Raw genomic sequence first — 15,312 nt, 5'->3', positions numbered from 1 at the left:
TCGTGAAGGAGGGGTCGTCATGGGTTTCCGGGAGGGAAACCCATGGGCCGCCGGCCCACTTTCACGCCGTTTGAGGAACAGGAGCCGCGTGCCCCGCGCTCCGGAACAAGAGGGAGAAACGATGATGAAATTTCGCAAACTTGGCATTCTGGCCGGACTGACGCTCGGCGTCTCAGTCCTGGCGCTGAATGCATATGCCTCCGAAGCCACGGTTCCGCCGGCGCCGGCGGACTTCCCGGCGGAAGGCAAGATCAAATATGTGGCGCGCGACTCCATCCTGGAGTTCAAGGCGCTACCCGAATATCACGAGCCCGACTGGGTCACGAAGAATTTCGTCGCCACCGGCAAACTGCCGGCGGTCAAAGACCGTCTGCCAAAGGAGCCGATGGTCTTCAAGACGGGCAACATGCCCGACGGCATCGGTGTCTACGGCGATACGATGCGCCACGTCATCGGCGGCCGGCCGGAAGGCTGGAACTACGGCGCCGGCCAGACGCAGGGCTGGGGCGGCATCGACATCGGCCTTTCCGAATGCCTGACGCGCACCGCCCCGCTGTTCCAGGTGGAAGCCAAGGACACCGAACCGCTGCCGAACCTTGCCAAGAGCTGGGATTGGTCTGAAGACGGCCACAAGCTGACCATGCACCTGGTCGAAGGCGCCAAATGGTCGGACGGTGCGCCCTTCAATGCCGACGACATCATGTTCTACTGGGACGACGAAGTCATCGATCCGAACGTCTCGCCGCTCGGCGGCGGCGCCTCGCCTGAGGCTTTCGGCGTCGGCACGACGCTGAAGAAGATCGACGACTACACCGTCGAATGGACCTTCAAGGAGGCCTTCCCGAAGCAATATCTCTACACGATGTCCTACCCGAACTTCTGCCCGGGTCCCTCTCATATCTTAAAACCCCAGCATCCAAAATACTCGAAGAACACCTACGACCAGTTCAAGAACGCCTTCCCGCCGGAGTTCATGAACATGCCGGTCATGGGCGCTTGGGTGCCGGTCGAATATCGCTCCGACGACATCATCGTCATGCGCCGCAACCCCTACTACTGGAAGGTCGACGAGAAGGGTAACCAGCTGCCCTATCTCAACGAGCTGCACTATAAGCTCTCGACCTGGGCCGACCGCGACGTTCAGGCCGTGGCCGGATCCGCCGACATCTCCAATCTCGAGCAGCCGGAAAACTTCGTTGCCTCGCTGAAGCGCGCCGCCGAGAAAACCGCGCCCGCCCGTCTGGCTTTCGGCCCGCGCCTCATCGGCTATAACTTGCGCATGAACTTCTCCGCCAACGGCTGGGGCAACCCTGACGAACGCGGCCAGGCGATCCGCGAGCTGAACCGCAATGAGGACTTCCGCAAGGCCGTCACCATGGCGCTGGATCGCAAGGCGATCGGCGACTCGCTGGTCAAGGGACCATTCACCGCGATCTACCCGGGCGGACTTTCCTCCGGCACCAGCTTCTACGACCGCAACTCTACCGTCTACTATCCCTTCGATCTTAAGGGCGCCAAGGCGGAACTGGCCAAAGCCGGCCTCAAGGATACGGACGGCAACGGCATCGTGAACTTCCCGGCCGGCACGGCCGGCGGCAAGGATGTCGAAATCGTCATGCTGATCAACAATCAGTACACGACCGACAAGAGCCTTGCCGAAGGTGTCGTCGCGCAGATGGAGAAGCTCGGCCTGAAGATCGTCATCAATGCGCTCGACGGCCCGAAGCGTGACGACGCCCACTATGCCGGCCGCTTCGACTGGCTGATCCAGCGCAACACGACGGAACTGTCGTCGGTGGTGCAGAATACCGAGCAGCTTGCGCCGATCGGTCCCCGCACCAGCTGGCACCACCGCGCCGGCAAGGACGATCAGCTCGATCTGATGCCGTTCGAAAAGGAACTGAACGACATTGTCGCCAAGTTCACGACGAGCCCGGACAATGACGCCCGCGTCGCCCTGATGAAACAGTACCAGAAGATCTCGACGGAGCACGTCAACACCGTGGGTCTGACGGAATATCCTGGTGCCCTGATCATCAACAAGCGGTTTTCCAACGTGCCGCAGGGCACCCCGATCTTCATGTTCAACTGGGCTGAAGATTCGGTGATCCGCGAACGCCTGTGGGTGGCCGCCGACAAGCAGGGCAAATACGAGCTGTTCCCCGAACAGCTGCCCGGCAAGCCCGGCGAAAAGGGTCCCGTCAACAACTAGCTCCCTCCCAGCTGAAGCGAGATTCAGGCCGCGCGTGGCGCGCGGCCTGATATGACCAACGAGCCGGCCGCGCTGACAAGGAGCGACTGGCGGCAAGGAAAAGCGGACCGCCCGATGTTACGATTCCTGCTCGTGCGCATAGCCTCCGCGATCCCCGTTCTCTTCATCCTGAGCGTGGTGACTTTCGCGATCATCCAGGCCCCGCCTGGCGACTATGCCGATTATATCAGATCCCAGCTGATCAATCAGGGCGGCGCGTCCTACGCCCAGGCCGAAGCCCAGGCCCAGGCCTACCGGATCGAACACGGCCTCGACAAGCCGATGGTCGTCCAGTACGTCAACTGGATCGGCGGCATCATCACCCGCGGCGATTTCGGCTACAGCATGTTCTATAACAAGCCGGTCGCCGACGTCGTCGCAGAGCGGTTGCCGCGGACGCTGCTTCTGGCGCTCGTCTGTCACATCTTCGCTTCCGTGCTCGGCATCGGCTTCGGCATCTGGGCGGCGACGCGGCAATACAGCTGGATCGACAGCACGCTTTCGGCGGTTTCCTTCCTCGGCATGACGGTGCCGCGCTTCCTGATGGCGCTGATCATCGTCTATCTCCTGGTCTTCCAGTTCAACGTGACCGAAATCGGCAGCTTCTTCTCGCCGCAATATGGCGGGGCGCCCTGGTCCTGGGCGAAATTCGTCGATCTCGTCCACCACGTCTGGCCTGTCGTGGCAATCGCCACCTTCGGCGGGCTCGCCTACAATATGCGGGTGATGCGCGGCAATCTGCTCGACACGCTGAACGCCCAATATGTCGAGACGGCCAAGGCCAAGGGGCTTTCCGGCGGCGCGGTGGTGATGCGCCATGCGGTGCCGAACGCGCTGCATCCGCTGGTCATGTATCAGGGCGTCGTGCTGCCCTACATGCTGACCGGCGAAATCGAAACCGCGATCATCTTCGCGTTGCCGACCGTCGGCCCGGCCATCGTCGGCTCGATGGCGATCGGCGATGTCTATGTCACCGCCACCTTCATGATGGTGCTGTCGGCGACGTTGATCGTCGGCAACATCATCGCCGACATGCTGCTGGCGCTGCTCGACCCGCGTGTTCGCCAATTTGAAGGAGCCTGAGATGCTGGCTTTCGACTCCTCGCCGCCACCGCCGACAAAGACCGAGACCGCGGTCAGCAAACCAGCGCGCGGGCATGAGAGCTATATCGCCCTTGTCTGGCGCCGGCTGCGGCGCTCCTGGACCGGCATGGCCGGTCTCATCCTCGTCGGCCTGCTGCTCTTCATGGCGATCTTTGCCGATTTCGTCGCGCCGATGGATCCCAAGGCGACCGATGTCGGTTTTGCGCCGCCGCAGATGATGAGCTTCCACGACAAGGACGGCAATTTCGTCTTCCAGCCGCGCGTCTACGGCCTGGCCGATTCCGAAGCGCTCGACCCCGTCACCTTCCAGCCGATCGTCGGCGTCGATTACGACAACCCGCGCCTCCTCGGCTTCTTCGTCAAGGGATCGGAATACCGCCTTTTCGGCCTGATCCCGGCGGACCGCCACTTCTTCGGCACGACTGACGGCGAGCCCGTGCATTTCCTCGGCACTGACAAGTTTGGCCGCGACGTGCTGTCGCGCGCCATCATCGGCTCGCGCATCTCACTGATGATCGCGCTGACTGTCGTCTTCATCGTCACCGTCATCGGCACGACGGTCGGCATGGTGTCGGGTTATTTCGGCGGCACCTTCGATGTCTGGCTGCAGCGTTTCGTCGAGCTGGTGCTCGCCTTTCCGCAACTGCCGCTCTATCTGGCGCTGACCTCGCTGATCCCGGTGACGGCTCCGACCAACGTCTTCCTCGGCTTCGTCATCGTCGTCATGTCGGCGCTCGGCTGGGCGCAGATGTCGCGCGAGGTGCGCGGCAAGACCTTGGCACTTGCCCGTATCGATTACGTCCGGGCGGCGATGGCGGTCGGCGCCACCGACAAGCGCATCATCATGCAGCATATCTTCCCGAACGTGATGAGCCACGTGATCGTCGCGGTGACGCTCGCCATACCGAGCGTCGTGCTGCTCGAATCCTTCCTCGGGTTCTTAGGCTTTGCCGTCAAGCCGCCGCTGATTTCCTGGGGGCTGATGCTGCAGGATACGGCGACCTATTCGGTCATCGGCTCCTATCCCTGGATTCTCTCTCCCGTCGGCTTCGTGCTCGTCACCGTTTTCGCCTTCAATGCGCTGGGCGATGGACTGCGTGACGCGGTCGATCCTTATTGAGGTGATTGATATGGCTCTCGCACTGGTCAATTCCTTCGCCCCGCCCGTCCGCCACGATCATGATGGCCGCTCCGACACGCCGATCATCGACGCCCGCAATGTCGCGGTTAATTTCAAGGTCGAGGACGGCATGGTCGAAGCCGTCAAGGACGTGTCCTTCCAGCTCTATCGCGGCGAGACAATCGCCATCGTCGGCGAATCCGGCTCCGGCAAATCGGTGACGGCGCGAACGGTAATGGGGCTGCTGTCGAAGCGCGCCGTCGTCTCCGACAAATCGACGGTTGCCTATGACGGCAGCAATATCCTGAAATTTTCCGAGCGGGCCCGCCGCAAGCTGCGCGGCGACCGCATCTCGATGATCTTTCAGGAGCCGATGAGCTCGCTGAACCCAATCTATACGATCGGCAGCCAGATCGTCGAGGCGATCCGTGTCCACCGCAGGATCAGCAAGCGCGATGCGCAGAAGCGGGCGCTCGAACTGCTCGAACATGTGCAGATCCCCGATCCCGCGGCACGGCTGATGCAATATCCGCATCAGCTTTCCGGCGGCCAGCGCCAGCGCGTGATGATCGCCATGGCGCTTGCCAACGATCCCGATGTGCTGATCGCCGACGAGCCGACGACGGCGCTCGATGTCACCGTGCAGGCGCAGATCCTTAACCTGATCCGCAACCTGCAGAAGGAAATGGGGATGGCCGTCATCCTCATCACCCACGATCTCACCGTCGTGCGGCAGTTTTCCGATTACGTCTATGTAATGCAGCATGGCGAAGTGCGCGAGCACAACACCACCGAAGCGCTGTTTGCCAATCCACAGCACGCCTATACAAGGCATCTGCTTGCCTCCGAGCCGCGCGGCGAGGCCAATCCGCTGCCGGAGGGATCGGATGTCATCCTCGATGCAAAGGGTGTGCGGGTTGCCTTCATGCTGCGCCATGGCACCTTCCTCAAGCCGGCGATGCGCGAGCTTGTCGCCGTCGACAGCCTTGATCTGACGCTGCGCCGTCACGAGACGCTCGGCCTCGTCGGGGAATCCGGCTCCGGCAAGACCACCTTCGGCCAGGCGATCCTGCGGCTGAATACGCCAGAGAGCGGCGAGATCCATTTCGACCATCAGCCGATCCACGGGCTTTCCAGGGCCGAGATGCGGCCCTTGCGCGCCCGCATGCAGGTGGTGTTCCAGGACCCGTTCTCCTCGCTCAACCCGCGCATGACGATCGGCCAGATCATTGAAGAAGGCCTCGTCGTCAACAAGCTGGGCGCGACCCGTGCCGAACGGCAGGACAGGGTGCGCGAGGCGCTGATCTCAGCCGGCATGCCCGGCAACATCCTGTCGCGTTTCCCGCACGAATTTTCCGGCGGCCAGCGCCAGCGCATCGCCATTGCCCGCGCCATCGCGCTGGAGCCGGAGTTCATCCTGCTCGACGAACCGACATCGGCGCTGGACCTTTCCGTCCAGGCGCAGATCATCGAACTGCTGCGCAAGCTGCAGGACGAGCGGGGCCTCAGCTACCTTTTCATTTCCCACGATCTCAAGGTCGTCCGGGCGCTTTGCCACCGCGTCATCGTCATGCAGCATGGCAAGATCGTCGAAGAGGGCCCCGTCAACGAAGTCCTATCCCATCCCAAGACCGCCTACACCGAACGGCTCGTCAAGGCCGCTTTCGAGGTAGCATGATTACCGAATGCCGGAGGTTATAATGGCAGTAAATCCCAAGATCACATTCATCGGAGCTGGCTCCACCGTTTTCATGAAGAACATCATCGGCGACGTGTTGCAGCGTCCGGCCCTTTCGGGCGCGACGATCGCCTTGATGGATCTCAATCCGCAGCGGCTTGAAGAAAGCGCCATCGTCGTCAACAAGCTGATCTCGACGCTCGGCGTCAAGGCCAAGGCCGAAACCTATTCCGACCAGCGCAAGGCGCTTGCCGGCGCCGATTTTGTCGTCGTCGCCTTCCAGATCGGCGGCTATGAGCCTTGCACCGTCACCGATTTCGAAGTGCCGAAGAAATACGGGCTGCGCCAGACGATCGCCGACACACTCGGCGTCGGCGGCATCATGCGTGGCCTGCGCACCGTGCCGCATCTCTGGAAGGTCTGCGAGGATATGCTCGCCGTCTGCCCCGAGGCGATCATGCTGCAATATGTCAACCCGATGGCGATCAACACCTGGGCGATCTCGGAGAAATACCCGACCATCCGCCAGGTTGGCCTTTGCCACTCGGTGCAGGGCACGGCGATGGAGCTGGCACACGACCTCGACATTCCCTACGAGGAAATCCGCTACCGCGCGGCCGGCATCAACCACATGGCCTTTTATCTCAAATTCGAGCATCGCCAGGCCGACGGCTCCTACCGCGACCTCTATCCCGACCTCGTGCGCGGCTACCGGGAGGGCAGGGCGCCGAAGCCCGGCTGGAACCCGCGCTGCCCGAACAAGGTGCGATACGAGATGCTGACGCGGCTCGGCTATTTCGTCACCGAGAGCTCGGAGCACTTCGCCGAATACACGCCCTATTTCATCAAGGAGGGCCGCGACGATCTGATCGAGAAATTCGGCATTCCGCTCGATGAATATCCGAAGCGCTGCATTGAGCAGATCGAGCGCTGGAAGGGCCAGGCGGAGGCCTATCGCAGCGCCGACAAGATCGACGTCAAGCCTTCGAAGGAATATGCCTCCTCGATCATCAACTCGGTCTGGACCGGCGAGCCCTCGGTGATCTACGGCAATGTCCGCAACAATGGCTGCATCACCTCGCTGCCCGCCAATTGCGCCGCCGAAGTGCCCTGCCTGGTCGACGCCTCCGGCATCCAACCGACCTTCATCGGCGACCTGCCGCCGCAGCTGACGGCGCTGATCCGCACCAACATCAACGTGCAGGAGCTGACGGTGCAGGCGCTGATGACCGAAAATCGCGAGCACATCTACCACGCCGCGATGATGGATCCGCACACGGCTGCCGAACTCGACCTCGACCAGATCTGGTCGCTGGTCGACGACCTGCTCGCCACCCACGGCAACTGGCTGCCCGAGTGGGCCCGCACCAGCCGTAAAGTACAAGCCGCCTGACCTCTTTCTCCCGGGTCAGGCGTCAAAGAGCCCCGCGGTATCGCAACGACCGCGGGGCTTTTATTTTGAGATGCAAGTCGGCATCAATTACGGGACCCGAACTATGTCGTTGGAAGAAGCGGAGCTTCGGACCCGTTTGGCTGAAATGCGCGGCGCATCAGGAAATGGCTGTGACGCCAGGCTGTTCGGTGGTGTCGCGCCGTGCCAATGTGTGCCGACCGCGGCGCAGTCCACAAGGCCGGCTTTGAGAGCGGCAATCGGCGGCCGTTCGATATGGCCGCCGATCACCTGAAAGCTTGAGCTCCGATCGGCGGGTTGTGAACGAGGTCCCCGATTGCCCGCGAGCCACCGTTCGCGAGACCACGCCTGGTCCGAGCCTTTGCGTTTCCCCGATCGCCGCCCTGGAAGTCGCTGAGATGACTAGTCGGCGTAGCAATTTGGGCACTGCTGGCAATAATGGCATGGAGCTCCCGCAATGTGTCCGAATCCCCAACCATGCAATCGCGCGTAATGTTGCCACCTTGTCGCACTGGTTATCACCGCACTTGAGCCAGAGCGATCTACACATCTCATTGTCGTGGGGCATGGTTGCGGCTTTTCCTGGCGAGAGCACATGATCTCTTGTCGCTGCAGTTACGGCCATCGTGTCCAACGGTCAAAAGACGCATATACCACAGTGTCCTGGAAGTCCGGGCGCGTCATTGAGATGCTTCCGTGGTGAGTTTTTCCACCGCGCCGGGGCGATAGGGACGGTAAACACAGGGAGATTGCCGTTCCTGTTGTCGTGGAATGACGAGCGCCAAGGTCCGCACGCTCACCTTCACCCTGCTTGTCGTACTCCTGGGCTTGCGATGCCAGTGCTCGCGGCAGCAGCGGTGGCGGCGATTTGTGAGCAACTCACAAACAACCAAAATCATCACTTAAAACCGCTGTCATCCGGCTGCGAAAGAACTCAGTTTCGCCAGAAGCGCTTCTGAAATCGAAAACTGGCGGGCCGTTCCACGTCCCATCGAATTTTTGACGATCGTCTCGTCCAGCATCCCCCGTTTGACCAGGAGATCGACTGTCTCTTTGACGCCGGTGCGTGTTAGTGCAGTAATTTCCATGATGCTAGAGAGGGTTAGCTTCTGATGTGCCTGGTTCATACTGTACAGGATCGTCATCATGCCGACCTGTTTCAGCCTTGCCTGAGGCGTCTCGTCCTCGAGCGGATGATCGAGGATTTCATGCAGGATGAGACCTGAGAAGGCCAGGTTACGCCATTGGGTTGTGAGGGCTCTTGTCATGCTCTTTTACTGTGTTATATAAATCAGTATGAACTCACTACAGGCAAACCGCCTCTTCCGCAATGGAATGTCCTCTTGAGGGTCGTACTCATGAAAAACCTTTTGCTCAACTCGGTCGTCGCGGCCTGCTGCATATTGCCACCCTACCTCATTTCCCCTGGCCAGGCGCAAGCAAATGAATGGGGTTGCGAGGTTATCCTGTGCCTTTCCAACCCTGGAGGTGCGACGCAGTTTAGGGCCTGCCTGCCGCCGATCGAGAAGCTGTGGCGGGAGCTTGCCGCGGGACATTCATTTCCGACGTGCAGCGGCGTCGGCTTCCGCAGCTCACGCCCGGGCTATGAGCCGTATTACTGCGAAACGGGTTACCGGCTGGAGAGCGATTATGGGCCGCGCGGGCAAGAAGCAACCTGCGTGTCAAGCGTCCTGCAGCCGGTGAGCAATGCATTCTGCCCCAGTGTTGGTGAACACTACAGTTCCAACAAGAATTCGGTGCGGTCACCACGCTGGCAGCGCCAGGATGGGCGCCGCCAGTGCATGGGCTATTTGACGGCTCGCCCGAACCTGCGCCCGCAGCCCCACTACGTCGATGTCACCATCGACGGCGCGGCGACGCAACGGGTCTGGTACTGAACGATGGCGGTCACTTTCATTGATCTCGCTCAGAATTGCGCACCCATGGTGGAGGTTAGAACGCTTGCCGCCGTCATCAGTCTCGAGAGCCGTTTCAAGCCTATCGCCATTCGTATCAGAAACGCCCCGCCGCTTGAGCGTCAACCGGCGTCGAAAGCGGAAGCGATCGAGCTGGCGACCTCGCTTGCCGCTGATCATCAGGACATTAAGATCGGTCTTGGCGGCCTAGGCACGCAAGAATTGCTCAAGCTGAAGCTTTCGATCTCGGACGCGTTCGATCCCTGCCTGAACCTCAAGGCCACGGCCACTCTGCTCAACAGCTATTATCGCCTCGCATTGCATGCCGGCGCCGACGCGACGCAGGCCGAGAAGGTCATGCTCCAGTCCTATTATGGCCGGAACGATCCGTCAGTCGGCAAGATGGTCAAGTATGACGAGCAGGTCCGCAAGGAAGCGGTTCGCCTGCCTTCCAACCTGGCCTCTGTCGCCATCCCGGGCGAAGAGATCCCTCCTGCTGAACCGGCAGACAGCCGGGCGGCGCAAGCAATCAGAAAATCCATTTTGCAGCCGCGTGAAGCGGCATCGTGGGACGTCTTCAACGCCGCCCGGCGGCAGACCCAGGTTCTCGTGTTTCAGAATGAATGATTGGAGCAAAGCCAATGATCACAGCAGCAACCCTTCGCCCTGTCGCGGCCCGCGCGTTGATGGCAGTCGCCCTTGCAGCCTGCCTGGCAGAACCGGCTTTTGCCCAGGCAGCCGGCGTGGAAACCGTCTTGCAGAACATCGTCGACATGCTGACGGGCAATATCGCCCGGCTGCTTGCCGTCATCGCCGTCATCATCATCTGCATCGCCTGGATGTTCGGCTACATGGATCTGCGCCGGGCCGGCTTCTGGATCATCGGCATCGGCGGGATCTTCGGGGCAACCGAGCTCGTCAACACGATCGTCGGAAGCTGATCAACATGCCGACAACCGCCGCCATCGAGGAAGACACCCTGTTCCTTGCCTGCACGCGCCCGGCAATGATCGCCGGCGTGACGATGGAAGCGATGGGCCTGAACGTCATGCTGACGACCATCCTTTACATCACCGCCGGATCGATCGCCTACGCGTTGGTCGGCGTCGTCTTTCATTTCATGTTCCGCACGCTCGTCAAGCACGACCACAACATGTTCCGGATCCTGATCTCTTGGATCGAGACCCGCGGCCGCTCACGCAACACCGCCTATTGGCGCGGCGCTACACTCTCGCCGCTGACGCTCATCCGGCGTTATGATGAAAGGGATTTGAGCCTTGCCTAGCATCGCATCTCTTCGCTCCCGCGAACTCGGCCCCGAAACCTACATTCCGTACGTTCGCCATGTCGACGCGTCGACGATCGCGCTTGAATCCAGGGCGCTGATGGTGATGCTCGCGCTCGATGGCGTATCCTTCGAAACCGCCGATGTCCTGGACTTGAACAGCCTCCACCGTGACCTCAATACGCTCTACCGCAACGTCGCCGACGAGCGGCTGGCGCTGTGGACACATGTCGTTCGCCGTCGCGACAACGCCTACCCTGACGGAGAGTTCGCCAATCCGTTCTCACAGGGGCTGAACGCGCGATACCGTGAACGCATGATCGAGGAGGATTTGTTCCGAAACGATCTTTACCTCGCGCTCGTCTGGCATCCGGCCCGCAATCCCGCCGAAAAGGCGGCCAATCTGGTTTCGCGCCTGCGCAGGGCAGGCCGCGCCGGCGTCGAAGTCGACGAAGATGGCCTGAAGCACCTGATGGACAAGGTATCCGACGTCACCGCCGGCCTGAAGCGCTTCGAGCCTCGAGTGCTCTCCCTTTACGAGCAGGACGGCCTCATCTTCTCCGAACCGAGCGAGGTTCTGCATCAGATCGTCGGCGGCCGGCGTGAGCGCGTTCCTTTGATGGAGGGCAGGATATCCTCGGCGATCTATTCCGATCGGGTGATCTTCGGGCGCGAGACCATCGAGATCCGTCATGAGGCCGAAAGCCGCTATGCCGGCATCTTCGGGTTCAAGGAATATCCGGCGACGACCCGCAGCGGCATGCTCGACGGCATCCTGACGGCACCCTTCGAGCTCATCCTGACGCAGTCTTTCGCCTTCGCCTCGAAAGCCGATGCGCGCACGATCATGGGACGCAAACAGAACCAGATGGTGAGCGCGGGCGACAAGGCTGCCTCGCAGATCGAAGAACTCGTCTATGCCATGGACGAGCTGGAATCGAACCGCTTCGTACTTGGCGAGCACCATCTGGCGCTGTCGGTCTTTGCGTCGTCGGTGAAGCAGCTGGCCGATCACTTGGCCAAAGCACGAGCCTATCTCACCAATGGCGGCGCGGTCGTCGCCCGCGAGGACCTTGGGCTTGAGGCGGCCTGGTGGGGGCAGTTGCCGGGGAACTTCCGCTATCGCGCAAGATCGGGCGCCATCACCTCGCGAAATTTTGCGGCACTCTCTCCCTACCATTCCTATCCGGCAGGCCGGAAGGACGGGAATGAATGGGGGCCGGCCGTCGCCATGCTGAAGACGGCCTCCGGCTCGCCCTTCTATTTCAATTTCCATCATAGCGACCTTGGCAACACTTTTGTCTGCGGACCGTCGGGCGCCGGTAAGACGGTGCTTTTGAATTTCATGCTCTCCCAACTCGAAAAGCATGATCCTCACATGGTCTTCTTCGACAAGGATCGCGGCGCTGACCTGTTCGTGCGGGCGGCTGGCGGCACTTACCTGCCGCTTCGAAACGGTGTTGCCACCGGCTGCGCGCCGTTGAAGGCACTTGAACTCACCGCGGAGAACAAGGTGTTCCTCGCCCGATGGGTCGGCCAGCTGGTCGGATCGGCAAAGCGCGAGCTGACGGTTCCCGAGCTGCGCGACATCGCATCAGCCATCGACGGACTGGCGGACCTGCCGGTCGACAGACGCTCGATCGGCGCCTTGCGCACCTTCCTCAACAACACCGATCCCGAGGGCATCGCCGCTCGGCTGAGGCGATGGGAAAGGGGAGGGCCGCTCGGCTGGGTGTTCGACAACCACACCGACGATATCGGGATCGGAGCCAGGTTCATCGGTTACGACATGACCGACTTCTTAGACAACGAGGAAATTCGCGCACCGCTCATGGCCTATTTGTTCTTCCGCATCGAGCAGCTGATCGACGGGCGGCGCATCATCATAGTGATCGACGAGTTCTGGAAGGCCTTGCAGGACGCAGGCTTTCGCGATCTCGCCCAGAACAAGCTGAAGACGATCCGCAAACAGAACGGGCTGATGTTGTTTGCGACCCAGAGCCCGCGCGATGCGATCGTCTCGCCGATCGCCCATACGATCATCGAGCAGTGCCCGACCCAGATTTTCCTACCCAATCCGCGCGGCGATCATGCCGATTACGTCGAAGGGTTCAAACTGACGGAGCGCGAGTTCGAGCTTCTCTCCCGCGAGCTTTCGGTGGAGAGCCGCCGCTTCATCGTCAAACAGGGGCACAACAGCGTCGTTGCCGAATTGAACCTCAAGGGTTTCGACGACGAGCTCGACATTCTCTCCGGCCGCACCGCCAGCGTCGAACTCGCCGAGGTGATCCGGAAGGAGGTCGGTGATCGGACCGAAGACTGGCTGCCGGTGTTTCAGCAAAGAAGGAGGACGGATTGATGGGAAGGGTCAGAATAGGTTTTGCTCTGGCGACGATAGCTGCACTGTCGCCCGTTGGAGCGGCTTTCGCACAGGGCATTCCCGTCATCGACGAGACGGCGATCGCCAAGCAGATCGAAAGCATCACCCAGCTGAAATCGCAACTCGATACGCTCAATCAACAGCTTCAGCAGGCGCAGCAGCTTTACGCATCGCTGAACAAGGTCACCAACATGGCCGATGTCGCCAGTCTGCTGAACGACCCTTCGATCCGCAAGGCGTTACCGCAGAATTTTGATGCCATCGAAGGTCTCCTGAAAGGCTCGGGCACGGGGGCGTTGGGCACCTCCGCCTCGAAATTCCTCGCGAATAATTCCACCTACCGCACCGATGCCAATGATTTCTATGCGCAGGAACTGGCGCGCGCCCAGAACCGCAATGCCGGCCAAATGAGCCTCGGCCAGCAGATTTACGATACCGCCACCAAGCGCATGGACGGCATCGATCAGTTGCGCCAGCAGATCTCCAGCGCCGCGGATGCCAAGGATATCGCCGACCTTCAGGCAAGGCTGCAGGCCGAAACCGCTTTCCTGCAGACCGACGTCCTGCGCATGCAGGCTCTCCGGATGGTTCAGCAGGCACAGATTCAGGTCGACGACCAGCGCAAGGCCGAGGATTGGCGCAAGCGTCTGGATGCCATGGGAGAGGCGCTCAAATGAAAGGCCCGCTGCCTGGCACCGTCATGCTCGCCCTTTCTGGCTGTTTCGGCGAGAAAGGCAGGATCTACAGCGTCGACGAGCGGATGGCCGATGAGGTCCTGCCGGCGAAAATCCCAAGCAAATGCCGCACCAACCCCGGCGCGTTGCGGCGGATGCCCAATCGTCAAAACGCCGAAGCGGCGGACTGGACGCTGCGGCTTGGACACATGAACAGGGCGCTTGGAGGCTGAGCGATGTACCAGGTCTTCAGCTTCGTCGACGGCCAATTCAAGGCGCCTCTGGAAAATTTTATCTCGTCGGGCACATCGAACATTGCCAGCTGGATCGGCGGCCCGCTCACCGCGGCGCTGACGCTCTACGTCGTGCTCTATGGCTACCTTGTCCTGCGGGGCTCGATCCAGGAGCCCATTCTTGAATTCGCATTTCGGGCGATGAAGCTTGCGATCATCGTCATGCTGGTGCGCAACGCCAGCGAATATCAGACCTATGTCACCAACATCTTCTTCGAGACGCTGCCGCGCGAGATCTCGCAGGCGCTGAACTCCGGAACGGCGCCGAGCGCGTCCACCTTCGACAGTCTGCTCGACAAGGGCCAGAAATGCGCCACGGAAATCTGGGCGCGTGCCACCTGGCCGGCCGACATCGTCACCGGTATCGGCGGGATGATGGCGATCGGCGCGAGCTTCACCGTGGCGGCGATCGGCTATATCGTCTCGCTCTATGCCCGGCTGGCGCTCGCCATCGTGTTGGCGATCGGCCCGATCTTCGTGGCGCTTGCGATGTTCCAGTCCACCCGCCGTTTCACCGAATCCTGGATCGGTCAGCTGGCCAATTTCGTTATTCTCCAGGTGCTGGTCGTCGCCATCGGTTCACTGCTGATCAGCTGTATCGACACCACCTTCACGGCAGTCGAAAGTTATACCGACGTCATGATGCGTCCGGTCGCCCTTTGCGCCATCTGCCTTGCCGCTCTCTACGTCTTTTATCAGCTGCCCGGCATTGCCTCCGCGCTCGCGGCGGGCGGGGCGTCTTTGACCTACGGCTATGGTGCCAGCCGCGATGCCCATGAAAGTACGCTCGCATGGGCGGCCTCGCATGGCACCAGAGCGGTTGGACGAGGCGCCCGCTTCGTCGGCCGCCGCCTCAGATCCTATGGGGTCGGATGACGACTTCTCCACGACAAACAATTCAGAGGTTTGCATTTCAATGATCCGCATTATCGTCCCGCTCCTCCTTGCCATGGAGCTCACTGGCTGCGCATCGAAGTCCCACCCCTTGCCCAGATGCGATGGCTATTCGCGCCGGCCGATCAACCGCGCCATGTGGCAGTGGGAGGACGACAATCCCGCCAGGCAAAGAGGAAACGAGGAGGTCCCGGCGACCGGGACCGGCCAGGTGTCTTATCTGGAAGAGCTGCTGACGGAGAAGCCCGCCTCCTTAGCGCATTTTGATATCGCGGGTTCTTATCGGTCATGCCAGGAGGGGTGATA

At 61.1% G+C, this 15,312-nt stretch carries 15 protein-coding genes; 14 read left to right on the top strand and 1 reads right to left on the bottom strand.

The window, feature by feature from the left end; translation table 11 throughout:
* Positions 1 to 121: 121 nt before the first annotated feature.
* From CO657_RS31455 to melA, 5 genes are all read left to right on the top strand, one after another.
* Complete coding sequence (locus CO657_RS31455; RefSeq protein WP_054184102.1) at positions 122 to 2,212, top strand: ABC transporter substrate-binding protein; 2,091 nt, start codon at positions 122 to 124, stop codon at positions 2,210 to 2,212.
* 114 nt (positions 2,213 to 2,326) lie between these two features.
* Positions 2,327 to 3,334: an ABC transporter permease gene (locus CO657_RS31450; protein WP_054184133.1), complete on the top strand. Its 1,008-nt coding sequence runs from the start codon at positions 2,327 to 2,329 to the stop codon at positions 3,332 to 3,334.
* A 1-nt stretch (position 3,335) separates the two neighbouring features.
* Positions 3,336 to 4,475: an ABC transporter permease gene (locus tag CO657_RS31445; RefSeq protein WP_003595180.1), complete on the top strand. Its 1,140-nt coding sequence runs from the start codon at positions 3,336 to 3,338 to the stop codon at positions 4,473 to 4,475.
* A gap of 10 nt (positions 4,476 to 4,485) precedes the next feature.
* Positions 4,486 to 6,153 (top strand): ABC transporter ATP-binding protein, encoded by a 1,668-nt coding sequence (locus CO657_RS31440; protein WP_054184103.1) that lies wholly within the window; start codon positions 4,486 to 4,488, stop codon positions 6,151 to 6,153.
* A gap of 22 nt (positions 6,154 to 6,175) precedes the next feature.
* Positions 6,176 to 7,546, top strand: a complete 1,371-nt coding sequence (gene melA / locus CO657_RS31435; RefSeq protein ID WP_054184104.1) for an alpha-glucosidase/alpha-galactosidase — start codon at positions 6,176 to 6,178, stop codon at positions 7,544 to 7,546.
* Between the two features lie 932 nt (positions 7,547 to 8,478).
* Here melA and CO657_RS31425 read toward each other — a convergent pair.
* A complete protein-coding gene (locus CO657_RS31425; protein ID WP_054184105.1) occupies positions 8,479 to 8,832 on the bottom strand; it encodes a transcriptional regulator in 354 nt (117 codons plus the stop codon).
* Positions 8,833 to 8,922: 90 nt separating this feature from the next.
* Between CO657_RS31425 and CO657_RS31420 the strand changes: the two genes are divergently transcribed.
* The 9 genes from CO657_RS31420 to CO657_RS31380 are packed head-to-tail and all read left to right on the top strand — an operon-like array spanning position 8,923 to position 15,310.
* Positions 8,923 to 9,462, top strand: coding sequence for a hypothetical protein (locus tag CO657_RS31420; RefSeq protein WP_082366304.1), 540 nt, complete (start codon positions 8,923 to 8,925; stop codon positions 9,460 to 9,462).
* Between the two features lie 3 nt (positions 9,463 to 9,465).
* Positions 9,466 to 10,107 (top strand): transglycosylase SLT domain-containing protein, encoded by a 642-nt coding sequence (locus CO657_RS31415; RefSeq protein WP_054184107.1) that lies wholly within the window; start codon positions 9,466 to 9,468, stop codon positions 10,105 to 10,107.
* A gap of 14 nt (positions 10,108 to 10,121) precedes the next feature.
* Positions 10,122 to 10,421: a TrbC/VirB2 family protein gene (locus CO657_RS31410; protein WP_054184108.1), complete on the top strand. Its 300-nt coding sequence runs from the start codon at positions 10,122 to 10,124 to the stop codon at positions 10,419 to 10,421.
* 5 nt (positions 10,422 to 10,426) lie between these two features.
* Positions 10,427 to 10,765: a VirB3 family type IV secretion system protein gene (locus CO657_RS31405; RefSeq protein ID WP_054184109.1), complete on the top strand. Its 339-nt coding sequence runs from the start codon at positions 10,427 to 10,429 to the stop codon at positions 10,763 to 10,765.
* Positions 10,758 to 13,124, top strand: a complete 2,367-nt coding sequence (locus tag CO657_RS31400) for a VirB4 family type IV secretion/conjugal transfer ATPase (protein WP_054184110.1) — start codon at positions 10,758 to 10,760, stop codon at positions 13,122 to 13,124. Before CO657_RS31405 ends, CO657_RS31400 begins: the two co-directional genes overlap by 8 nt.
* Positions 13,124 to 13,822, top strand: coding sequence for a P-type DNA transfer protein VirB5 (virB5, locus tag CO657_RS31395; RefSeq protein ID WP_054184111.1), 699 nt, complete (start codon positions 13,124 to 13,126; stop codon positions 13,820 to 13,822). The genes CO657_RS31400 and virB5 overlap by 1 nt, the downstream gene beginning before the upstream one ends.
* The gene (locus tag CO657_RS31390) at positions 13,819 to 14,052 is read left to right on the top strand and encodes an EexN family lipoprotein (protein WP_054184112.1); all 234 of its coding nucleotides are present in this window, start codon (positions 13,819 to 13,821) and stop codon (positions 14,050 to 14,052) included. Before virB5 ends, CO657_RS31390 begins: the two co-directional genes overlap by 4 nt.
* 3 nt (positions 14,053 to 14,055) lie before the next feature.
* Entirely contained in the window at positions 14,056 to 14,988 is a 933-nt protein-coding gene (locus CO657_RS31385) for a TrbL/VirB6 family protein (RefSeq protein WP_054184113.1), read from the top strand.
* A gap of 40 nt (positions 14,989 to 15,028) precedes the next feature.
* Positions 15,029 to 15,310: a hypothetical protein gene (locus tag CO657_RS31380; protein WP_054184134.1), complete on the top strand. Its 282-nt coding sequence runs from the start codon at positions 15,029 to 15,031 to the stop codon at positions 15,308 to 15,310.
* The last annotated feature ends 2 nt before the right edge of the window (positions 15,311 to 15,312 follow it).

The sequence above is a fragment of the Rhizobium acidisoli genome, from assembly GCF_002531755.2.
GTDB classification, from domain to species: Bacteria; Pseudomonadota; Alphaproteobacteria; order Rhizobiales; family Rhizobiaceae; genus Rhizobium; species Rhizobium acidisoli.
Note: the sequence above shows the minus strand (reverse complement) of the source record. Positions and strands in the feature narration are given on the sequence as shown.